The organism is Streptomyces cavernae, assembly GCF_004023625.1.
In the GTDB taxonomy this organism is placed as follows: domain Bacteria; phylum Actinomycetota; class Actinomycetes; order Streptomycetales; family Streptomycetaceae; genus Streptomyces; species Streptomyces cavernae.
Genome location: NZ_RPDJ01000031.1, coordinates 62,433 through 83,278, shown reverse-complemented (window position 1 = coordinate 83,278; position 20,846 = coordinate 62,433). Strand labels below are relative to the sequence as shown.

The following is a 20,846-nucleotide window of genomic DNA, read 5'->3' as shown; positions in this document are numbered from 1 at the left end:
AATGTGTGGTGACAATCGAGCGCAGAGGTGGCGACCGGACGATGGACGACGAAGGGCGGGGGGCTGGCCCACGCCCTGAGAGCGGCGGAAGCGTGCCGCTCGACCCCGGACCGCCGGGTCCACTGCCGTACGAAGGGGTGTGGCGCTTCACCGCCCCCGCCGTCGACTCCTCGGTGCCGCAGGCGCGGCACACCGTTCGGGACCTGCTGGCCCGGCAGGGCGTGCCCGCCTGCGACGAGGTGGTCCACGCCCTCCTGCTGATCGTCTCGGAACTGGTCACCAACGCGGTCCGCCATGCGGCGCTGCTCTCACCGACGCTCGCCGTGGAGGTCGCCGTCGCCGCCGACTGGGTGCGCGTCTCCGTCGAGGACAACCACCCCTACCGCCCCACCGCCCTGCAGACGGACCACGGCCGGACCGGTGGCCGGGGCCTGCTGCTGGTGCACCAGGTCACTCAGGAGGCGAGCGGTGTCTGCGATGTCGAGCACACCGCGAGCGGGGGCAAGGTGATCTGGGCCGCCCTGCCGCTCAAGGGGGGCATCCCCCGGTTCCCCTGACACCGGACCCGCCCGGTCTCACCAGTCGGCCGACGGGCCCGTCAGCTCCCTGATCGCCGGCCGGGCCGCGTCCAGCACGGTCATGAACCAGGACGAGAAGCTGTCCCGTGCGTGCCGCTCCGCCAGCTCCCGCGCGGTCACGAAAACCGTATGCCCGACCTCCCCCGGGTCCGGGCTGAGCGACGCCTGCACCATCCCGACGAACAGGTGGTTGAACTCCTGCTCGACCAGACCCGAGTCCGGGTCCGGGTGGTTGTAGCGGACCGTGCCCGCCTCGGCGAGCAGCGAAGGGGAGACCCCGAGCTCCTCGTAGGTGCGCCGGGCGGCGGCGGCGAAGGGGGACTCGCCCGGGTAGGGATGACCACAGCAGGTGTTGGACCAGACACCGGGGGAGTGGTACTTGCCGAGGGCGCGCTGCTGCAGCAGCAGCCGGCCCCGCTCGTCGAAGAGGAACACCGAGAAGGCGCGGTGCAGCCGCCCGGGCGGCTGATGCGCCGAGAGCTTCTCCGCGGTGCCGATGGTGGTGCCGTCCTCGTCGACCAGTTCCAGCAGGATCGCTTCGGTGGTGCCGTTCGACGAACTGAGCGCCGAACCGTGCGTCGCGGTGGTAGGTGTGATCGGCATACCAGTCCTTCGCCTCGGTCCTCGAACCTCAAGTCTGCCGCACGAAACCGGCACTCCCGGCACTTCGCGGACCCGCATGTCCTACCCGGCCACGGGCTCGGCGCACGTTCCGAGCGCCGACGCGCCCCCCGGGTCTCAGTGACACAACCCCGCCTCGTGCACCGCGTGCCCGCTCGGCTCCAACTGGAAGGTGCAGTGCGCGACGTCGAAGTGGTCGTCCAGGCACTCCCGCAACTCGTGCAGCATCCGCTCGTACTCCGCGGTGTCCAGCGAGTCGGCGGCCACGACGACATGAGCGGAGAGGACCGGCATCCCGGAGGTGATCGTCCAGGCGTGCAGATCGTGGACGTCCTCAACGCCGGGCAGGGCCAGGATGTGCGCCCTCACCTCCGCCATGTCGACGCCCTTCGGTGCCGCCTCCAGCAGGACGTCCAGCGTCTCGCGCAGCAGCTTCCAGGCACGCGGGACGATCATGAGGCCGATGACCAGCGAGGCGATCGGGTCCGCGGCCTGCCAACCCGTGGTCAGCACGAGCAGGGCGGCCACGATCACCGCCACCGAGCCGAGCGCGTCCGCGAGCACCTCCAGAAATGCGCCGCGCACATTGAGGCTGTCCTGCTGACCGCGCGTCAGCAGGGCCAGAGAGATCACGTTCGCGAGCAGGGCCACGGCGCCGAAGGCGAGAGTGAGGCCACCCTCGGTCTCGGCGGGCGTGACGAAGCGCTGCACCGCCTCGTACAGGACGTACCCGCCGACACCGAACAGCAGCAGACAGTTGGCGAGTGCGGCGAGGATCTCGGCCCGCGCGTAACCGAAGGTGCGGTTGCCGCCGGCCGGGCGGCCCGCGAAGTGGATCGCCAGCAGCGCCATGCCCAGGCCCAGCGCGTCGGTCGCCATGTGCGCGGCGTCCGCCACCAGCGCGAGGGAGTCGGCGACGAGCGCGCCGACGATCTCGACGACCATGACCGTCACCGTGATCGTGAGCGCGATCCGCAGCCTGCCGCGATACGCGGCGGTCGCGGTGCCCCCACCCGTGGCCCCGTGCCCGTGCCCGCCGTGGTTGTGACCGGCACCCATGGAAGCCCCCTTCTGTTGCCCTCCGGCTCCGTGCCGGAGTCACAGTGAACTACGGGTGGGGGGTATGTGCAACGCGACGCTGAACACCGTTGTCATATCGCCTGACCTGCGGAAACGATGAGCAGGTCAGCCCTGGTGAAGCAGCCAGCCCTGCCACGCCGACGCGACCATGTCCCGCACCCCGCGCCGCGCCGTCCAGCCCAGTTCCCGGGCGGCCGGCTCGGCCGACGCGACCGCGCGGGGGGCGTCGCCGGGGCGGCGGGGTGCCACGACCGGCGGCCGGGTGTCGCCCGTCACCTTCGCGATGAGCGCGACGAGCTCTCGAACGGACACCCCCTCGCCCCGGCCGATGTTCACGGTCAGATCGCCCGCCGCGCCGGGCGCGCCCGACGACAGCCGGCGGGCCGCGGCGAGGTGCGCGTCCGCGAGGTCGGCGACGTGGATGTAATCACGGACACACGTCCCGTCCGGCGTCGGGTAGTCGTCGCCGAAGATGCGCGGCGCCTCGCCGCGGGTGAGGCGGTCGAAGACCATCGGGACGACGTTGAAGATCCCGGTGTCGGCGAGTTCGGCATCCGCCGCGCCGGCCACGTTGAAGTACCGCAGACAGACGGTGGAGATTCCGTGTGCCCGCCCCGCGGCCCGCACCAGCCATTCTCCGGCCAGCTTGGTCTCGCCGTAGGGGCTCATCGGGGCACAGGGGGTGTCCTCGGTGATGAGGTCGACATCCGGGTTGCCGTACACCGCCGCCGAGGAGGAGAACAGGAACCGGGTGATGCCCGCTCCGGCGACCGCGTCGAGCAGCGTCGCGAGTCCCCCGACGTTCTCCTGGTAGTAGCGCGTCGGCTGGGCCACCGACTCGCCGACCTGCTTGCGGGCGGCGAGATGCACCACACCGGTCACCCGGTGCTCGGCGAACGTGCGCTTGAGCAGTTCCCCGTCGAGTGAAGTGCCCTGGACGAGCGGGATGTGCGAGGGCAGCCGCGCGGGCACCCCGGCGGAGAGATCGTCGAGCGCGACCACGCTCTCACCCGCGGCGGACATCGCGCGCGCCACATGCGCACCGATGTATCCGGCCCCACCTGTTATCAGCCACGTCATGGACGTTCACCCTAAGCGGGGCCGTGACCGCGACGACCGGCCCGGGCGTGGCGACCGGGACCGCTGTCGTGAATGCCCCGGTCTGGGGTCGCGGTTTGTGGGGCGAAGCCCGATCCACGATGATGATCGCGTCGGTCGGACGCGGGCAGACCCCGTTGATCGGTGCGTGAACGGGCGGTGAACGTCCGCTTCTCTTCATCCGATAACCTCTGCCGACATGCCGCCCGGCCGCCCACGGACCGGTGCGCCCCCATCACGCACGTCCCCGGCGCAAGGATGCGCGCCGGTACCCAAGGAGTGAGTTCGTCTGCCGACCGCCATCCTCACCGGCCAGCCGGCCCCCGGATCGTCGATCGAGGACGATCTGCGGTCGCTGGGCTTCGACGTGCGGGTCGCCTCCGACGCCGACGAGGCCGAGACGCTCGTCGCCGCGGTGCCCTCCGAGGAGCGCGTCGCCATCGTCGACGCCCGCTTCGTGGGGCATCGGCACGCGCTCCGGCTCGGGCTCACCGACCCCCGCTTCCCGGTGGCGGCGCTGCCCGGAGCCGTCTCGGTCCAGCACGCCGCCCGCCAGGCCCTGACCCGTGCCATGGCACGCGAGGGCTCCGGACCGTTCGGCGACGGCGCGGTGCTCACGGACGGCCCCGTCGGGCTTCCGGGCGGGAACGCCGGGGCGGAGGGCTCCGCCCCGGCCGCCCGCGCGGAGACCGCCGCCCGCACGCACGACGATGGCCTGCCGGAGCGCCTGGCCACCGCCCTCGCCGCCGACGGCGTCCCGGTCCACCGCCCCGAACTCGGCACCCTGGTAGCCGCCGTCCCGGCCGACGCCCCGACCCGCGACGAGGCGCTGCGAGCCGTCGCCGCCGTGGACGACGAGGCCGTACGGCTGCGCACCGCGGTCAAGTCCCGCGACGGCTTCTTCACCACCCACTTCATCAGCCCCTACTCCCGCTACCTGGCCCGCTGGTGCGCCCGCCGCGGGCTGACCCCCAACCAGGTCACCACCGCCTCGCTCCTCACCGCCCTGATCGCCGCGGGCTGCGCGGCCACCGGCACCCGCGGCGGTTTCGTCGCGGCCGGCGTGCTGCTGCTGTTCTCCTTCGTCCTCGACTGCACCGACGGCCAGCTCGCCCGCTACTCCCTGCAGTACTCCACACTCGGCGCCTGGCTCGACGCCACCTTCGACCGGGCCAAGGAGTACGCCTACTACGCGGGCCTCGCGCTCGGAGCGGCCCGCGGCGGCGACGACGTGTGGGCGCTGGCGCTCGGCGCCATGGTGCTGCAGACCTGTCGGCACGTCGTCGACTTCGCCTTCAACGAGGCGAACGCCGGGGATCCCGCCGCGACCGCCAACACCAGCCCCACCGCGGCACTTTCGGACCGGCTCGACAGCGTCGGCTGGACGGTGTGGGTACGCCGCATGATCGTGCTGCCCATCGGCGAACGCTGGGCGATGATCGCCGTCCTGACGGCCGTCACCACGCCACGCATCACCTTCTACGCGTTGCTGATCGGCTGCGCGTTCGCGGCGACTTACACGACGGCGGGGCGGGTGCTGCGCTCGCTGAACCGCAAGGCGCCGCGCAGCGACCGCGGGGCGTGGGCGCTGCTCGCCCTCACGGACTCCGGGCCGCTCGCGGAGCTGGTGTCCAAGGCGCGCGACCCACGCGGGAGGGTCCGCCAGTACACCGCGCTCTTCCTCGCCGTTTACGGGGTGGCCTGCCTGGCCGTCGCGGTGTTGGCGTTCGGTGGGACGCGTGCGGTCGTCGGCGCCTCGCTCTACGTGGTGTTCGCCGGGTGCGTCCTGATGATGCCCTTGAAGGGCCCGTTGGACTGGCTGATTCCGCCGCTGTTCCGCTTCGCGGAGTACGGCACGGTCCTGCTGCTCGCCGCCAAATCCGATGTGAACGGAGCCCTTCCAGCGGCTTTCGGGCTGGTGGCCGCAGTCGCCTACCATCACTACGACACGGTGTACCGCATCCGCGGCGACGCCGGCGCGCCACCGCCGTGGCTGGTGCGGGCGATCGGGGGGCACGAAGGCCGGACGCTGTTGGTCACCGTGCTGGCCGCACTGTTCACCGGAACTGAGTTCAAGGTCGCGCTCACGGCTCTCGCCGTGACCGTGGCACTCGTGGTGCTCGTCGAGAGCATCCGCTTCTGGGTGACCGCCCACCGACGCGGCGCACCCGCCGTACACGATGAAGGAGAACCCGCATGATCGGCCTCGTGCTGGCGGCCGGCGCCGGACGGCGTCTGCGCCCCTACACCGACACCCTGCCGAAGGCATTGGTGCCGGTCGGCCCCGAAGGGAACGAGGAGAGCCTCACGGTCCTGGACCTCACCCTCGGCAACTTCGCCGAGATCGGTCTGACCGAGGTCGCGATCATCGTCGGGTACCGCAAGGAGGCCGTCTACGAGCGCCGCGAGGCCCTCGAGCGGAAGTACGGCCTGAAGATCACCCTCATCGACAACGACAAGGCCGAGGAGTGGAACAACGCCTACTCCCTGTGGTGCGGCCGTGACGCCATCAAGCACTCGGTGATCCTCGCCAACGGCGACACCGTGCACCCGGTCTCCGTGGAGAAGACCCTGCTCGCCGCCCGCGGCGACGGCAAGAAGATCATCCTCGCCCTCGACACGGTGAAGTCCCTCGCCGACGAGGAGATGAAGGTCGTCGTCGGCCCCGACGGCGGCATGACGAAGATCACCAAGCTGATGGACCCCGCCGAGGCCACCGGCGAGTACATCGGCGTCACCCTCATCGAGGGCGAGGCGGCGGACGAGCTCGCCGACGCGCTGAAGACCGTCTTCGAGACGGACCCGCAGCAGTTCTACGAGCACGGCTACCAGGAGCTCGTCAACCGGGGCTTCCGCATCGACGTCGCGCCGATCGGCGACGTGAAGTGGGTCGAGATCGACAACCACGACGACCTGGCCAAGGGGCGTGAGATCGCGTGCCAGTACTGACGAGGCTCATCCCGTCGCCCGTCGTCGTCGACATCAACGCCGGAGCACTGGACGATCTGGCGGGCCTGCTGGCCGACCAGCGGATCTCCAACTCCGGCAAGCTGGCCATCGCCATAAGCAGTGGTTCGGGCCAGGCACTGCGCGAGCGGCTCGCGCCGGTGCTGCCCGGCGCCGACTGGTACCCGGTCTCCGACGGCACCATCGACTCCGCGGTGAAGCTGGCCGACGACATCAAGGGCAAGCAGCGCTACGACGCGGTGGTCGGCCTCGGCGGCGGCAAGATCATCGACGTGGCGAAGTACGCCGCGGCGCGGGTCGGCCTGCCCATGGTCGCCGTGGCGACCAACCTCTCCCACGACGGACTGTGCTCGCCGGTGTCGATCCTGGACAACGACAACGGCCGCGGCTCCTACGGAGTGCCCACGCCGATCGCGATGGTCATCGACCTCGACGTGATCCGTGAGGCCCCGATCCGCTTCGTCCGCTCCGGCGTCGGCGACGCCATCTCCAACATCTCCGCCATCGCCGACTGGGAGCTGTCGCACAAGATCCACGGGGAGCCCGTGGACGGCCTCGCGGCGGCGATGGCGCGGACCGCGGGCGAGTCGGTGCTGCGGCACCCGGGCGGCGCGGGCGACGACGAGTTCCTCACGGTGCTCGCGGAGGCCCTGGTGCTCTCCGGTATCGCCATGTCGATCAGCGGCGACACCCGGCCCTCCTCCGGCGCCTGCCACGAGATCAGCCACGCCTTCGACCTGCTCTTCCCCAAGCGGGCCGCGAGCCACGGCGAGCAGGTCGGCCTCGGCGCTGCCTTCGCCATGTACCTGCGCGGTGCCCACGAGCAGTCCGGCTACTTCGCGGAGGTGCTGCGCAGGCACGGCCTGCCGGTGCTGCCGGAGGAGATCGGCTTCAGCGTGGACGAGTTCGTCAAGGCCGTCGACTACGCGCCGCAGACCCGGCCGGGCCGCTTCACGATCCTCGAGCACCTCGCCCTGTCCACCGACGAGATCAAGGACGCCTACTCCGACTATGCCAAGGCCATCGGTAGCTGAACTCCGCCCGGTCGTTCATCCTCCGGGTGTGAAGGACCGGCGGAGCGGCGAGCACTGGGGCGGCCGGCTCTACATGCGAGAGCTGTCGCTGCGCGTGGACCGGTACCTGGTGAACACGCGGGTCACGCCCAACCAGCTGACCTATCTGATGACCGTCTTCGGTGTCCTCGCCCTCCCGGCGCTGCTGGTGCCGGGGATCCCGGGTGCCGTGCTGGGTGTGCTGATGGTCCAGCTGTACCTGCTGCTGGACTGCGTCGACGGCGAGATCGCCCGCTGGAAGAAGCAGTTCTCGCTCAGTGGCGTCTACCTGGACCGGGTCGGCGCCTACCTCTGCGACGCCGCCGTGCTGGTCGGCTTCGGTCTGCGCGCCGCCGACCTGTGGGGCGAGGGACGGATCGACTGGCTGTGGGCGTTCCTCGGCACCCTCGCCGCCCTCGGCGCCGTCCTCATCAAGGCCGAGACCGACCTCGTCGGGGTCGCCCGGCACCAGGGCGGACTGCCGCCCGTGAAGGAGGCGGCGTCCGAGCCGCGCTCGTCCGGTATGGCGCTGGCCCGCAAGGCCGCCGGGGCGCTGAAGTTCCACCGGCTCATCCTGGGCATCGAGGCGTCCCTGCTGATCCTGGTCCTGGCGATCGTGGACGAGACCCGCGGCGACCTGTTCTTCGAGCGGCTCGGCGTCGCCGTGCTGGCCGGCATCGCGGTCCTGCAGACCCTGCTCCACCTCGTCTCGATCCTTGCCTCCAGCAGGCTCAAATGACCGGGACCGGCATGAAGGTCGGGGCGGTCATCATCACCATGGGCAACCGCCCCGCCGAGCTCCGCGCCCTCCTCGACTCGGTCGCCAAGCAGGACGGCGACCCGGTCGAGGTGGTCGTGGTCGGCAACGGCTCCCCGGTACCGGAGCTGCCCGAGGGCGTCCGCACCGTCGAGCTGCCCGAGAACCTCGGCATCCCCGGCGGCCGCAACATCGGCATCGAGGCCTTCGGCCCCGGCGGCCGCGACGTCGACATCCTGCTCTTCCTCGACGACGACGGTCTGCTCGCGAACAACGACACCGCGGAACTGTGCCGGCAGGCCTTCGAGGCCGACCCGCGGCTCGGCATCATCAGCTTCCGCATCGCCGATCCCGAGACCGGTGTCACCCAGCGCCGCCACGTCCCCCGGCTGAACGCCTCCGACCCGCTGCGCTCCTCCCGGGTCACCACCTTCCTGGGCGGCGCCAACGCCGTGCGCACCGAGGTCCTGGCCGAGGTCGGCGTACTGCCCGAGGCGTTCTTCTACGCCCATGAGGAGACGGATCTCGCCTGGCGGGCCCTGGACGCCGGCTGGATGATCGACTACCGCGCCGACATGGTGCTGTACCACCCCACCACCACTCCCTCGCGGCACGCGGTCTTCCACCGCATGGTGGCGCGCAACCGTGTCTGGCTCGCCCGCCGGAATCTGCCCGCGCTCCTGGTGCCCGTCTACCTCGGCGCCTGGATGCTGCTGACGCTGGTCAGACGGCCCTCGCGGCAGGCTCTGCGAGCCTGGTTCGGAGGCTTCCGCGAGGGCTGGACCACCTCCTGCGGACCACGCCGGCCCATGAAGTGGCGTACGGTGTGGCGGCTGACCCGGCTGGGCCGACCACCGGTCATCTGACAAGCTCGGTATCTGAGAGCATCGGGTCCGTACCCCGGTCCCTGGCTCGACGCCTACGCCCGACCAGGCTGCGCACTTTGAGGACGAAAGCTTTCCACTTGTGAGTGAGACAACGCACGATGGCCGAGTCGCGTTGAGCGACCGACCGTCCCCCGATGACGGGCTCTCCGCGGCGGAACTGGCCGCCAAGTACGGGCTCGCCGTGAGCGGTGCCCGGCCCGGACTCGTCGAGTACGTCCGTCAGCTCTGGGGACGGCGGCACTTCATCCTCGCCTTCTCCCAGGCCAAGCTCACCGCCCAGTACAGCCAGGCCAAGCTCGGCCAGCTGTGGCAGGTGGCGACTCCGCTGCTCAACGCGGCCGTGTACTTCCTGATCTTCGGCCTGATCCTGGAGGCGGACCGCGGGATGTCCCGCGAGGTGTACATCCCGTTCCTGGTGACGGGTGTGTTCGTCTTCACATTCACCCAGAGCTCGGTGATGGCCGGGGTCCGGGCGATCTCGAGCAATCTCGGCCTCGTCCGCGCCCTGCACTTCCCGCGTGCCTCGCTGCCGATCTCGTTCTCGTTGCAGCAGCTCCAGCAGCTGCTCTTCTCGATGATCGTGCTGTTCGCGGTGACGCTCGCCTTCGGCAGCTACCCGAAGCTGTCCTGGGTGCTGATCCTCCCGGTGCTGGTACTGCAGTTCCTCTTCAACACCGGCCTCGCGCTGATCATGGCCAGAATGGGCGCCAAGACGCCGGACCTCGCCCAGCTGATGCCGTTCGTGATGCGGACCTGGATGTACGCGTCCGGCGTGATGTTCTCGATCCCGGTGATGCTGGCGGATCACCCGAAGTGGATCGCCGACATCCTGCAGTGGAACCCGGCCGCGATCTACATGGACCTCATGCGCTTCGCACTCATCGACGGATACGGCTCGGAGAACCTGCCGCCGCACGTGTGGGCGGTGGCCGGCGGCTGGGCCGCGCTGCTGATGATCGGCGGCTTCGTCTACTTCTGGAAGGCGGAGGAGAGGTACGGCCGTGGCTGACCAGGACGACCGGCTCACCAAGCACGTGGAGGACACGGCGGACGCCGCGGACGGCGGCTCCCGCATCCCCACCGTCATCGCGGACGACCTGCACATCGTCTACCGCGTCAACGGCGCCAAGACCGGCAAGGGCAGCGCCACCGCCGCCCTCAGTCGCATCCTCAGGCGAGGCTCCGACGACTCGGCACGCGGGGTGCGCAAGGTGCACGCGGTGCGCGGTGTCTCCTTCGTCGCCTACCGCGGCGAGGCCATCGGCCTGATCGGCTCCAACGGCTCCGGCAAGTCCACCCTGCTGCGCGCCATCGCCGGACTGCTGCCCGCCGAGGAGGGCCACGTCTACACCGACGGCCAGCCCTCACTGCTCGGTGTGAACGCGGCCCTGATGAACGATCTGACGGGCGAACGCAACGTCATATTGGGCGGGCTCGCGATGGGCATGTCCCGGGAGCAGATCAGGGAGCGCTACCAGGAGATCGTCGACTTCTCCGGCATCAACGAGAAGGGCGACTTCATCACCCTGCCGATGCGGACCTACTCCTCCGGCATGGCGGCCCGGCTCCGCTTCTCCATCGCCGCCGCCAAGGACCACGACGTCCTGATGATCGACGAGGCGCTCGCCACCGGCGACCGCTCGTTCCAGCAGCGTTCCGAGGCCCGCATCCGCGAGCTGCGCAAGCACGCCGGCACGGTGTTCCTGGTCAGTCACAACAACAAGTCGATCCGGGACACCTGCGACCGGGTGCTGTGGCTGGAGCGCGGGGAACTGCGCATGGACGGCCCCACCGCGGAGGTACTCAAGGAGTACGAGAAGTTCACCGGCAGGTAGAGCACCGCGACGGGGCCCCGCCGGAACCGTTCGGCGGGGCTCCGCGTGTGCAAAGGGAAGACCAACTCTGGTCGGGCGCAGGAATCTTGTGACCAATCGGTGTGTTGTTGTGATGTCCAGGACACCTCGACGAACCCTCATGCGCTGTACAACGTAAGCTGTACCGGTGCCGATTCACGGCAAGTGGGGCGATAATCCGCGCATCGGCACACGGTGTACCAGGTCGCCGGGCCCTCCGACGGCGGCCGCGCGCCGCCGACGCCCGGGCGGCGTGTCCGAAATGGGATGTGTTGGGTCGGCAGTGTAGAACGGGAGACGTGACGGCAATGGCTACGGATACTCTCCAGCTCCCCGACGCTTCAGCCGTCCCCGCGCCGGGCAGCGAGCGGTGACGGGAGCCGGGACGCGCGCCGGCGACCCGGAGCGCGCCACGCTCGGCAAGGCCGCGGACGAGAACTTTCCGGTGGCGCCGTTCTTCCTGCCCAGGGCGTGGCGCGCCGACCTCATGGCCGTCTACGGCTTCGCCCGTCTCGTCGACGACATCGGTGACGGCGATCTCGCACCCGGTGGCGCCGACGCTCGTCTCCTCGGTGTCGCCCCCCACGAGGCCGAGGACCGGCTGGTCCTTCTGGACGCCTTCGAAACCGACCTCCGCAGGGTGTTCGAGCCGGCCGGTCCGACACCTCGTCACCCGCTGCTGCGCAGACTGGGATCCACCGTCCGCCGCGCCGGCCTCACCCCCGAGCCCTTCCTCGCCCTGATCGCGGCGAACCGTCAGGACCAGCTGGTGCGGCGGTACGAGACCTACGACGACCTGCTCGCCTACTGCGAACTGTCCGCCAACCCCGTCGGCCGGCTGGTCCTCGCCGTCACCGGCACCTCGACGCCCGAGCGTGTCCGCCGCTCCGACGCCGTCTGTACCGCGCTGCAGATCGTCGAACACCTCCAGGACGTCGCCGAGGACCTCGGCCGCGACCGCATCTATCTGCCCGCCGCGGACATGAAGCGCTTCCATGTCCAAGAGGCGGATCTCGCCACCTCCTCGGCAGGCGCATCGGTGCGCGCGCTGGTTGCATACGAAGCAGAACGCGCCCGTGACCTGCTGAATGAAGGCACCCCCCTGGTGGGTAGCGTCCACGGCAGGCTGAGGCTGCTTCTTGCGGGGTTCGTGGCGGGGGGAAGGGCGGCGATCCAGGCGATCGCCGCCGCCGAATACGACGTACTTCCCGGCCCGCCCAAGCCCGGCAAGCTCCGATTGCTGCGCGAGGCGGGCGTGACTCTGCGAGGAGAGGGGTGATCCGGACCGTGGACTCTCCATCACACGTGTCCGCACCGGTACTCGCCGCGTACAGCTATTGCGAGGCCGTCACCGGACAGCAGGCACGGAACTTCGCGTACGGCATCAGGCTGCTGCCGACGCCCAAGCGCCGCGCGATGTCGGCGCTCTACGCGTTCTCGCGGCGCGTCGACGACATCGGTGACGGCGCGCTCGACGCGGACGTCAAGGCGGCCAGGCTCGAGAGCACCCGGGCCCTGCTCGACCGGGTCCGCGCCCGTTCGGTCGACGAGGACGACACCGACCCGGTCGCGGTCGCCCTGACGCACGCCGCCGCGCACTTCCCCATCCCGCTCGACGGGCTCGACGAACTCATCGACGGCGTCCTGATGGACGTGCGCGGCGAGGCCTACGAGACCTGGGACGACCTGAAGGTGTACTGCCGGTGCGTGGCCGGCGCGATCGGCCGGCTCTCCCTCGGAGTGTTCGGTACCGAACCGGGCGCGCGCGGCGCGGAACGCGCCCCCGAGTACGCCGACACCCTGGGGATCGCCCTGCAACTCACCAACATCCTCAGAGACATCCGTGAGGACGCGCAGGGCGGGCGGACCTATCTCCCCGCCGACGACCTCGCAAAATTCGGCTGCTCGGCCGGTTTCGGAGGACCGGAACCACCCGAGGGCTCCGACTTCGCGGGCCTCGTGCACTTCGAAGTGCGACGGGCCCGCGCTCTTTTCGCCGAGGGCTACCGGCTGTTGCCCATGCTGGACCGGCGCAGCGGCGCCTGTGTCGCGGCCATGGCCGGCATCTACCGCCGGCTCCTCGACCGCATCGAACGCGAGCCCGAGGCGGTGTTGCGCGGCCGGGTCTCGCTCCCCGGACGCGAGAAGGCGTACGTCGCCGTGCGTGGCCTCTCCGGCGTCGACGCCCGGCATGTGTCCCGGCGGGTCGTCAGGAGGCGTGCCTGATGGAGGAATCGGTCAATCCGTTCCAAGGTGAACCCCTCGGTGGAAAGTGGCACGCAACCCTCCGCTCCCGGGCTGCGTCCCTGACTTCAACGGCCTGCCGCGCATCGATCACGCTCCTCGGCAAGGCCGCAGGGGAGGGCGTATGAACACCGACGCCACACAGCCGGACGGGGACGCACCGGGCGATCCGGGACGGGCCACCGCCGTGGTCGTCGGCGGGGGGCTCGCCGGTGTCACCGCCGCGCTGGCGCTCGCCGACGCCGGGGTGCGCGTCACCCTGCTCGAAGGCCGGCCCAGGCTCGGCGGGCTCGCCTTCTCCTTCCAGCGCGGCACGCTCACCGTCGACAACGGCCAGCATGTGTACCTGCGCTGCTGCACCGCCTACCGGTGGTTCCTCGACCGCATCGACGCGGCCGCGCTCGCCCCGCTGCAGGATCGTCTCGACGTGCCGGTCCTCGACGCCGCGGGCCGGCCCGGGCGCAGACTCGGCAGACTCCGGCGCGACCGACTGCCCGTGCCCCTGCATCTCGGGCGAAGCCTCGCCACCTATCCGCATCTCTCGCTCGTCGAGCGTGCCAAGGTGGGGCGTGCCGCACTGGCGCTCCAGGCCCTCGACCTCGACGATCCGGCTCTCGACACACAGGACTTCGGCAGCTGGCTGGCCGCACACGGTCAGTCGGCGCGTGCCGTCGAGGCACTGTGGGACCTCGTCGGGGTCGCCACCCTCAACGCGGTGGCCGGCGACGCCTCGCTCGGGCTCGCCGCGATGGTGTTCAAGACGGGGCTGCTCTCCGACCCGGGCGCGGCCGACATCGGGTGGGCCCGGGTACCCCTGGGCGAACTGCACGACCGGATGGCCCGCAAGGCGCTCGACTCCGCGGGTGTGCGCACCGAAGTCCGTACCCGCGTCACCTCCGTCTCCCTCCACGACAACGGGCGTTGGTCGGTCCAACTGCCCGGCGGGAGCGTCGACGCGGACGCGGTCGTCCTCGCCGTACCGCAGCGTGAGGCGTACGACCTGCTGCCCGCGGGCGCCCTCGACACCCCCGAGCGGCTCCTCGAGATCGGCACCGCACCGATCCTCAACGTCCATGTGGTCTACGACCGCACGGTGCTCAGGCGCCCGTTCTTCGCTGCGCTCGGCTCTCCCGTGCAGTGGGTCTTCGACCGCACCGAGGCCTCCGGGCTGAGCGACGGCCAGTACCTGGCCCTGTCCCAGTCGGCCGCGGGGGCCGAGATCGACAAGCCCGTCGCCGAACTGCGCGAGCGCTATCTGCCCGAGCTGGAAAGGCTGCTGCCCGCCACCCGCGGGGCGCGGGTGAAGGACTTCTTCGTGACCCGGGAGCGCACGGCGACGTTCGCTCCCGCCCCCGGCGTCGGGCGGCTGCGGCCCGGCGCGCGCACCAAGGCACCCGGCCTCTACCTGGCCGGATCGTGGACCGCCACCGGGTGGCCCGCGACCATGGAGAGTGCGGTCCGCAGCGGAGTCGGTGCGGCGGACGCCGCGCTGAGCACGCTCGGCCGGTCCCGCGACCACCTCCGCGGAGCCTTCGAGGGTTTCGCCGGTTCCGAGGCTCTCGAGGAGGCGGCATGAGGATCGATGCGCCCGGATCGGGCCCCCGCACTCCCGGTACCGCAACAAGAGGAGAGAAAGTGCCCACTGTGCCCCCGGCCTCGACGGCCGCTCGAGAGACCGCGGTGGACGTGACCGCGCTTCTGGAGCGCGGCCGGACCCTGGCCACCCCGGTGCTTAGGGCCGCCATCGACCGTCTGGCGCCGCCCATGGACACCGTCGCCGCCTATCACTTCGGCTGGATCGACGCCCAGGGCAACCCCGCGGAGGGCGACGGCGGCAAGGCCGTGCGGCCCGCGCTCGCCCTGCTGTCCGCCGAGGCCGCCGGCCGCGCCCCCGAGGTGGGCGTACCCGGCGCGGTCGCCGTGGAACTGGTGCACAACTTCTCGCTCCTGCACGACGACCTCATGGACGGCGACGAACAGCGCCGCCACCGCGACACCGTCTGGAAGGTGCACGGCCCCGCGCAGGCCATCCTCGTCGGCGACGCCCTCTTCGCGCTGGCCAACGAAATCCTGCTGGAGCTCGGCACCGTCGAGGCGGGCCGCGCCACCCGGCGCCTGACCACCGCCACCCGCGCCCTCATCGACGGCCAGGCGCAGGACATCTCCTACGAGCACCGCGACCGGGTCAGCGTCGAGGAGTGCCTGGAGATGGAGGGCAACAAGACGGGCGCCCTGCTCGCCTGCGCCTCCTCCATCGGCGCGGTGCTCGGCGGCGCCGAAGACCACACCGCGGACACCCTGGAGAAGTACGGCTACCACCTCGGCCTCGCCTTCCAGGCCGTGGACGACCTGCTGGGCATCTGGGGCGACCCGGTGGCCACCGGCAAGCAGACCTGGAGCGATCTGCGCCAGCGCAAGAAGTCGCTGCCGGTGGTGGCCGCGCTCGCGGCGGGCGGAACCGCCTCCGAGCGGCTCGGCGAACTGCTCGCCGCGGACGCCAAGGCCAGCGACTTCGAGAACTTCTCCGAAGCGGAGTTCGCCGCCCGGGCGGCGCTCATCGAGGAGGCGGGCGGCCGCGAGTGGACCGCTCAGGAGGCCCGTCGTCAGCACACGATCGCTCTCGGGGCACTGGACGCCGTTCCCATGCCGGCCCAGGTCAGAGAACGGTTCGTGGCACTCGCCGACTTCGTCGTCGTACGAAAGAGATGACCTTCATCGGGCGGACGAACCTCGCTTAGTCGCCGGCCGGTGCTTCCCCAGCTCTCGACTCCGTTCGAGCAGGGGCTACCCCCACGGTGGAACGGCACCGGCCGACGGCGGACCCACAGCAGATGACATGCCACTGCACGAAGGGGAAGCCATGACAGCGACGACCGACGGAAGCACCGGGGCACTGCCGCCCCGCGCTGCCTCGGCCAGCGAACCGAGTGAGAACACCGATCCGACTCCCCGGGCGGCGGGGACGGTCGAGACCCGAGACGCCGCCGCGCGCGCGATACAGCGCGCCACCGACTTCCTGCTCGCGCGGCAGGATGCCCAGGGCTGGTGGAAGGGCGACCTGGAGACCAACGTCACCATGGACGCCGAGGACCTGCTGCTCCGTCAGTTCCTGGGGATCCGCGACGAGAAGACCACCCGCGCCGCCGCCCTGTTCATCCGCGGCGAGCAGCGCGAGGACGGCACCTGGGTCACCTTCCACGGCGGACCCGGTGAACTCTCCACCACCGTCGAGGCGTACGTCGCCCTGCGGCTCGCCGGTGACGCGCCGGACGAGCCGCACATGGCGAAGGCGTCCGCGTGGATCCGCGAACAGGGCGGCATCGCCGCGGCGCGGGTCTTCACCCGGATCTGGCTCTCCCTGTTCGGCTGGTGGAAATGGGAGGACCTGCCCGAACTCCCGCCTGAGCTCATCTACTTCCCGCCGTGGGTGCCGCTCAACATCTACGACTTCGGATGCTGGGCCCGGCAGACCATCGTGCCGCTGACCATCGTCTCCGCGAAGCGCCCGGTGCGCCCCGCACCGTTCCCGCTCGACGAGCTGCACACCGACCCGGACGACCCGAACCCCGTGAAGCCCCTTGCCCCGGCCACGAGTTGGGACGGGGTCTTCCAGCGCCTGGACAAGGCGCTGCACCTGTACCGCAGGGTCGCGCCGCGTCGGCTGCGCAAGGCGGCGATGAACAGCGCCGCCCGCTGGATCATCGAGCGGCAGGAGAACGACGGCTGCTGGGGCGGCATCCAGCCGCCCGCGGTGTACTCGCTGATCGCGCTGCACCTGCTCGGCTACGACCTCGAGCACCCGGTGATGCGGGAGGGGCTGGCGTCGCTCGACCGGTACGCGGTGTGGCGTGCGGACGGCGCCCGGATGATCGAGGCCTGCCAGTCCCCGGTGTGGGACACCTGCCTCGCCACCATCGCGCTCGCCGACGCGGGCCTGCCCGCGGACCATCCGCAACTGGTGAAGGCCGCCGACTGGATGCTCGGCGAACAGATCGTGCGGCCCGGCGACTGGAGCGTGCGCAGACCACAACTGCCGCCGGGTGGCTGGGCGTTCGAGTTCCACAACGACAACTACCCCGACATCGACGACACCGCCGAGGTCGTCCTCGCGCTGCGCCGTGTCAAGCACCACGACCCACGGCGGGTGGACCACGCGGTCGGGCGCGGGGTGCGCTGGAACCTCGGCATGCAGTCGAAGAACGGCGCCTGGGGCGCCTTCGACGTCGACAACACCAGCCCGTTCCCCAACCGGCTGCCGTTCTGCGACTTCGGGGAGGTGATCGACCCGCCGTCCGCCGATGTCACCGCGCATGTCGTGGAGATGCTCGCCGTCGAGGGGCTGGCCCACGACCCGCGCACCCGGCGGGGCATCGAATGGCTGCTGGCCGAACAGGAGCCGGACGGCTGCTGGTTCGGCCGCTGGGGCGTCAACTACGTCTACGGAACCGGGTCGGTGGTCCCCGCACTGGTCGCCGCCGGACTCCCGGCCGCGCACCCCGCGATCCGCCGGGCGGTGGCCTGGCTGGAGCGTGTGCAGAACGACGACGGCGGCTGGGGCGAGGATCTGCGCTCCTACCGCTACGCCGGCGAGTGGAGCGGCCGGGGCGCCTCCACGGCCTCCCAGACGGCATGGGCGCTGCTCGCGCTCCTCGCGGCGGACGAGGGCGACGCCAAGTCCGTCGAGCGCGGTATCACCTGGCTGGCCCGCACCCAGCGGGAGGACGGTTCCTGGGACGAGCCGTACTTCACCGGTACGGGCTTCCCGTGGGACTTCTCGATCAACTACCACCTCTACCGACAGGTGTTCCCGCTCACCGCGCTGGGCCGGTACGTCAACGGCGAACCTGCCCTCTTCAAGAGGCATTGATGACCGCCCCGCCCGCCGCGGCCCCGCTGCTGATCGCCTGTGCGCTGGGCATCGAGCACCTCGCCCTGCGTACCGGTGGCCGCGCCGACGGGGCCGGCGGGCCGGTCACCCTGCTGCGGACCGGCATGGGGCCCAAGGCGGCCGAGCAAGCGGTCACCCGTGGGCTCGGCGTCCCGGAGCTGCGTCAGGCGGCCGTGATGGCCACCGGCTTCTGCGCCGGGCTCGCCCCCGGGATGCGCCCCGGTGACCTCGTCGTCGCGGAGGAGGCCCGGGACCCGCGCGGGAGCACGCCGTGCGACGGCACCGACGTCCTGGCCGAGGCACTGACCCGGGCGGTGCCCAGGCGCACCGTCCACGTCGGTCCGCTCATCGGCTCCGACCACATCGTGCGTGGGGCCGAACGCGCGGAACTGCTCGCGACCGGCGCGATCGCGACCGACATGGAGTCAGCCGCCACGCTCCACAGCGCCGTCCGGTCGGGTCCGCGCCCGGTTGCGGCCGTGCGGGTGATCGTGGACGCTCCAGAACATGAACTGGTCCGTATCGGCACGGTGCGCGGTGGAATATCTGCTTTCCGTGTCCTTCGTTCCGCCCTTCCCGCTTTCTTCGATTGGCACCGTTCTTTGCTGCTCCCCCGGAGGTGAGCCAGATGGCCATGCCGCTGCGCCAGTCCATCAAGGTGGCGACGTATCTCTTCGAACAGAAGCTGCGCCGGCGGGACAAGTTTCCGCTCATCGTTGAACTCGAACCGTTGTTCGCGTGCAATCTGAAGTGTGAGGGATGCGGCAAGATCCAGCACCCGGCGGGAGTGCTGAAGCAGCGCATGCCGGTGGCGCAGGCGGTGGGGGCGGTGCTGGAGTCCGGTGCGCCGATGGTCTCCATCGCGGGCGGCGAACCCCTGATGCACCCTCAGATCCACGAGATCGTGCGGCAGCTGGTGGCTCGGAAGAAGTACGTCTTCCTGTGCACCAACGCCATGCTGCTGCGCAAGAAGATGGATCAGTTCAGGCCCTCGCCGTATTTCGCGTTCGCGGTGCACATCGACGGGCTGCGCGAGCGGCACGACGAGTCCGTGGCCAAGGAGGGCGTGTTCGACGAGGCCGTGGAGGCCATCAAGGAGGCCAAGCGGCGCGGCTTCCGGGTCACCACCAACTCGACCTTCTTCAACACCGACACCCCGCAGACCGTCATCGAGGTCCTCAACTACCTCAATGACGACCTGAAGGTCGACGAGATGATGATCTCGCCCGCCTACGCCTACGAGAAGGCGCCCGACCAGGAGCACTTCCTCGGCGTCGAGCAGACCCGGGAACTGTTCAAGAAGGCCTTCTCGGGCGGCAACCGGCGCCGCTGGCGGCTCAACCACTCGCCGCTGTTCCTCGACTTCCTCGAGGGCAAGGTCGACTTCCCGTGCACCGCGTGGGCGATCCCCAACTACTCGCTCTTCGGCTGGCAGAAGCCGTGCTACCTGATGAGCGACGGGTACGTCCCGACATACCGGGAACTGATCGAGGACACCGACTGGGACGCCTACGGCCGCGGCAAGGACCCGCGCTGCGCCAACTGCATGGCGCACTGCGGTTACGAACCGACCGCCGTGCTGGCCACCATGGGCTCCCTCAAGGAGTCCCTGCGGGCGATGCGCGAGACCGTCTCCGGAAACAACGGGTGATGTCATGACCGCCGTATCCCTGGGCGTCCCCGAGGCGCCCGCGCGGCCGATCGCCGAGCGGCGCGTGTCGCGGCGGATCCAGGTCGGGCCGGTGCCCGTCGGGGGCGGGGCACCCGTATCGGTGCAGTCGATGACGACGACCCGTACCTCGGACATCGGCGCGACGCTGCAGCAGATCGCGGAACTCACCGCGTCCGGCTGCCAGATCGTCCGGGTCGCCTGCCCCACGCAGGACGACGCGGACGCGCTCGCCACGATCGCGCGCAAGTCACAGATCCCGGTCATCGCGGACATCCACTTCCAGCCCAAGTACGTCTTCGCGGCCATCGACGCGGGCTGCGCTGCCGTCCGGGTGAACCCCGGCAACATCAAGCAGTTCGACGACAAGGTCAAGGAGATCGCGCGCGCCGCCTCCGACGCGGGCACCCCGATCCGTATCGGGGTGAACGCCGGCTCGCTCGACAAGCGGCTGCTGAAGAAGTACGGGAAGGCGACGCCCGAGGCACTCGTCGAGTCGGCGCTGTGGGAGGCGTCCCTCTTCGAGGAACACGGCTTCCGGGACATCAAGATCTCGGTCAAGCACAACGACCCGGTGGTGATGATCGAGGCGTACCGGCAGCTGGCGGCGCAGTGCGACTACCCGCTGCACCTCGGTGTCACCGAGGCCGGACCGGCGTTCCAGGGCACCATCAAGTCCGCCGTCGCCTTCGGGGCGCTGCTCGCCGAGGGCATCGGCGACACCATCCGCGTCTCGCTGTCCGCGCCTCCAGTGGAGGAGGTCAAGGTCGGCATCCAGATCCTCCAGGCCCTCGGTCTGCGGCAGCGCCGACTGGAGATCGTCTCCTGTCCCTCCTGCGGACGGGCCCAGGTCGACGTCTACAAGCTGGCCGACGAGGTCACGGCCGGCCTCGAAGGCATGGAAGTGCCACTGCGCGTCGCGGTCATGGGCTGTGTCGTCAACGGGCCGGGGGAGGCGCGGGAGGCGGACCTGGGGGTCGCCTCCGGCAACGGCAAGGGGCAGATCTTCGTGAAGGGCGAGGTCATCAAGACCGTCGCTGAATCGAAGATCGTCGAGACCCTCATCGAAGAGGCCATGAAGATCGCCGAACAGATGCAGAACGACGGCGTCGGGCCGGGGGAGCCGGCCGTCACCGTGAGCTGAACAGCACG

20 protein-coding genes are annotated in these 20,846 nt (G+C 70.5%); 17 read left to right on the top strand and 3 right to left on the bottom strand.

Annotation, left to right across the window (positions count from 1 at the left end; all coding sequences use genetic code 11):
- The first annotated feature begins 41 nt into the window (after positions 1–41).
- Complete coding sequence (locus tag EF387_RS34015; RefSeq protein ID WP_128379500.1) at positions 42–557, top strand: ATP-binding protein; 516 nt, start codon at positions 42–44, stop codon at positions 555–557.
- Positions 558–575: 18 nt separating this feature from the next.
- Here the strand turns inward: EF387_RS34015 and idi are convergent, their stop codons facing one another.
- From idi to galE, 3 genes are all read right to left on the bottom strand, one after another.
- Complete coding sequence (idi, locus tag EF387_RS34010; RefSeq protein WP_128379454.1) at positions 576–1,181, bottom strand: isopentenyl-diphosphate Delta-isomerase; 606 nt, start codon at positions 1,179–1,181, stop codon at positions 576–578.
- A gap of 135 nt (positions 1,182–1,316) precedes the next feature.
- The gene (locus tag EF387_RS34005) at positions 1,317–2,258 is read right to left on the bottom strand and encodes a cation diffusion facilitator family transporter (RefSeq protein ID WP_128379453.1); all 942 of its coding nucleotides are present in this window, start codon (positions 2,256–2,258) and stop codon (positions 1,317–1,319) included.
- Positions 2,259–2,384: 126 nt separating this feature from the next.
- A complete protein-coding gene (gene galE, locus EF387_RS34000) occupies positions 2,385–3,359 on the bottom strand; it encodes a UDP-glucose 4-epimerase GalE (RefSeq protein ID WP_128379452.1) in 975 nt (324 codons plus the stop codon).
- 307 nt (positions 3,360–3,666) lie between these two features.
- Between galE and EF387_RS33995 the strand changes: the two genes are divergently transcribed.
- From EF387_RS33995 to ispG, 16 genes are all read left to right on the top strand, one after another.
- A complete protein-coding gene (locus tag EF387_RS33995; protein ID WP_128379451.1) occupies positions 3,667–5,577 on the top strand; it encodes a DUF5941 domain-containing protein in 1,911 nt (636 codons plus the stop codon).
- Positions 5,574–6,326 (top strand): phosphocholine cytidylyltransferase family protein, encoded by a 753-nt coding sequence (locus EF387_RS33990; RefSeq protein ID WP_128379450.1) that lies wholly within the window; start codon positions 5,574–5,576, stop codon positions 6,324–6,326. Before EF387_RS33995 ends, EF387_RS33990 begins: the two co-directional genes overlap by 4 nt.
- Complete coding sequence (locus EF387_RS33985) at positions 6,314–7,378, top strand: iron-containing alcohol dehydrogenase family protein (RefSeq protein WP_128379449.1); 1,065 nt, start codon at positions 6,314–6,316, stop codon at positions 7,376–7,378. Before EF387_RS33990 ends, EF387_RS33985 begins: the two co-directional genes overlap by 13 nt.
- Positions 7,356–8,135, top strand: coding sequence for a CDP-alcohol phosphatidyltransferase family protein (locus EF387_RS33980; RefSeq protein ID WP_128379448.1), 780 nt, complete (start codon positions 7,356–7,358; stop codon positions 8,133–8,135). The genes EF387_RS33985 and EF387_RS33980 overlap by 23 nt, the downstream gene beginning before the upstream one ends.
- An 11-nt stretch (positions 8,136–8,146) precedes the next feature.
- A complete protein-coding gene (locus tag EF387_RS33975; RefSeq protein WP_128379499.1) occupies positions 8,147–9,019 on the top strand; it encodes a glycosyltransferase family 2 protein in 873 nt (290 codons plus the stop codon).
- A gap of 100 nt (positions 9,020–9,119) precedes the next feature.
- Positions 9,120–10,049, top strand: coding sequence for an ABC transporter permease (locus tag EF387_RS33970; protein ID WP_128379447.1), 930 nt, complete (start codon positions 9,120–9,122; stop codon positions 10,047–10,049).
- A 25-nt stretch (positions 10,050–10,074) separates the two neighbouring features.
- The gene (locus EF387_RS33965) at positions 10,075–10,875 is read left to right on the top strand and encodes an ABC transporter ATP-binding protein (RefSeq protein ID WP_162467228.1); all 801 of its coding nucleotides are present in this window, start codon (positions 10,075–10,077) and stop codon (positions 10,873–10,875) included.
- A gap of 388 nt (positions 10,876–11,263) precedes the next feature.
- A complete protein-coding gene (gene hpnC / locus EF387_RS33960) occupies positions 11,264–12,172 on the top strand; it encodes a squalene synthase HpnC (protein ID WP_128379446.1) in 909 nt (302 codons plus the stop codon).
- Positions 12,169–13,119, top strand: coding sequence for a presqualene diphosphate synthase HpnD (gene hpnD / locus EF387_RS33955; RefSeq protein WP_128379445.1), 951 nt, complete (start codon positions 12,169–12,171; stop codon positions 13,117–13,119). The genes hpnC and hpnD overlap by 4 nt, the downstream gene beginning before the upstream one ends.
- Positions 13,119–13,265 carry a DUF6380 family protein gene (locus EF387_RS50160; RefSeq protein WP_420802633.1) on the top strand — a complete coding sequence of 49 codons (147 nt, stop codon included), beginning with the start codon at positions 13,119–13,121 and terminating at the stop codon, positions 13,263–13,265. The genes hpnD and EF387_RS50160 overlap by 1 nt, the downstream gene beginning before the upstream one ends.
- Positions 13,262–14,713 (top strand): hydroxysqualene dehydroxylase HpnE, encoded by a 1,452-nt coding sequence (hpnE, locus tag EF387_RS33950; protein WP_128379444.1) that lies wholly within the window; start codon positions 13,262–13,264, stop codon positions 14,711–14,713. The genes EF387_RS50160 and hpnE overlap by 4 nt, the downstream gene beginning before the upstream one ends.
- Positions 14,710–15,846, top strand: a complete 1,137-nt coding sequence (locus EF387_RS33945) for a polyprenyl synthetase family protein (protein ID WP_128379443.1) — start codon at positions 14,710–14,712, stop codon at positions 15,844–15,846. Before hpnE ends, EF387_RS33945 begins: the two co-directional genes overlap by 4 nt.
- Positions 15,847–15,997: 151 nt before the next feature.
- On the top strand, positions 15,998–18,004 hold the full coding sequence (gene shc / locus EF387_RS33940) for a squalene--hopene cyclase (RefSeq protein ID WP_128379442.1): 2,007 nt from the start codon (positions 15,998–16,000) through the stop codon (positions 18,002–18,004).
- Positions 18,004–18,648, top strand: coding sequence for a phosphorylase family protein (locus tag EF387_RS33935; RefSeq protein WP_128379441.1), 645 nt, complete (start codon positions 18,004–18,006; stop codon positions 18,646–18,648). Before shc ends, EF387_RS33935 begins: the two co-directional genes overlap by 1 nt.
- A 5-nt stretch (positions 18,649–18,653) precedes the next feature.
- On the top strand, positions 18,654–19,676 hold the full coding sequence (gene hpnH, locus EF387_RS33930; protein ID WP_128379440.1) for an adenosyl-hopene transferase HpnH: 1,023 nt from the start codon (positions 18,654–18,656) through the stop codon (positions 19,674–19,676).
- A 4-nt stretch (positions 19,677–19,680) separates the two neighbouring features.
- On the top strand, positions 19,681–20,838 hold the full coding sequence (gene ispG / locus EF387_RS33925) for a flavodoxin-dependent (E)-4-hydroxy-3-methylbut-2-enyl-diphosphate synthase (RefSeq protein ID WP_128379439.1): 1,158 nt from the start codon (positions 19,681–19,683) through the stop codon (positions 20,836–20,838).
- The last annotated feature ends 8 nt before the right edge of the window (positions 20,839–20,846 follow it).

Bases quoted from the DNA above. Each gene is read 5' to 3' on its own strand.
- EF387_RS50160 (WP_420802633.1), top strand. From the start codon at position 13,119: ATGGAGGAATCGGTCAATCCGTTCCAAGGTGAACCCCTCGGTGGAAAG.
- EF387_RS34015 (WP_128379500.1), top strand. From the start codon at position 42: ATGGACGACGAAGGGCGGGGGGCTGGCCCACGCCCTGAGAGCGGCGGA.
- galE (WP_128379452.1), bottom strand. From the start codon at position 3,359: ATGACGTGGCTGATAACAGGTGGGGCCGGATACATCGGTGCGCATGTG.
- EF387_RS33990 (WP_128379450.1), top strand. From the start codon at position 5,574: ATGATCGGCCTCGTGCTGGCGGCCGGCGCCGGACGGCGTCTGCGCCCC.
- hpnH (WP_128379440.1), top strand. From the start codon at position 18,654: ATGGCCATGCCGCTGCGCCAGTCCATCAAGGTGGCGACGTATCTCTTC.
- ispG (WP_128379439.1), top strand. From the start codon at position 19,681: ATGACCGCCGTATCCCTGGGCGTCCCCGAGGCGCCCGCGCGGCCGATC.
- EF387_RS33945 (WP_128379443.1), top strand. From the start codon at position 14,710: ATGAGGATCGATGCGCCCGGATCGGGCCCCCGCACTCCCGGTACCGCA.
- shc (WP_128379442.1), top strand. From the start codon at position 15,998: ATGACAGCGACGACCGACGGAAGCACCGGGGCACTGCCGCCCCGCGCT.
- idi (WP_128379454.1), bottom strand. From the start codon at position 1,181: ATGCCGATCACACCTACCACCGCGACGCACGGTTCGGCGCTCAGTTCG.
- hpnE (WP_128379444.1), top strand. From the start codon at position 13,262: ATGAACACCGACGCCACACAGCCGGACGGGGACGCACCGGGCGATCCG.
- EF387_RS33935 (WP_128379441.1), top strand. From the start codon at position 18,004: ATGACCGCCCCGCCCGCCGCGGCCCCGCTGCTGATCGCCTGTGCGCTG.
- EF387_RS33980 (WP_128379448.1), top strand. From the start codon at position 7,356: ATGCCAAGGCCATCGGTAGCTGAACTCCGCCCGGTCGTTCATCCTCCG.
- EF387_RS34005 (WP_128379453.1), bottom strand. From the start codon at position 2,258: ATGGGTGCCGGTCACAACCACGGCGGGCACGGGCACGGGGCCACGGGT.
- EF387_RS33975 (WP_128379499.1), top strand. From the start codon at position 8,147: ATGAAGGTCGGGGCGGTCATCATCACCATGGGCAACCGCCCCGCCGAG.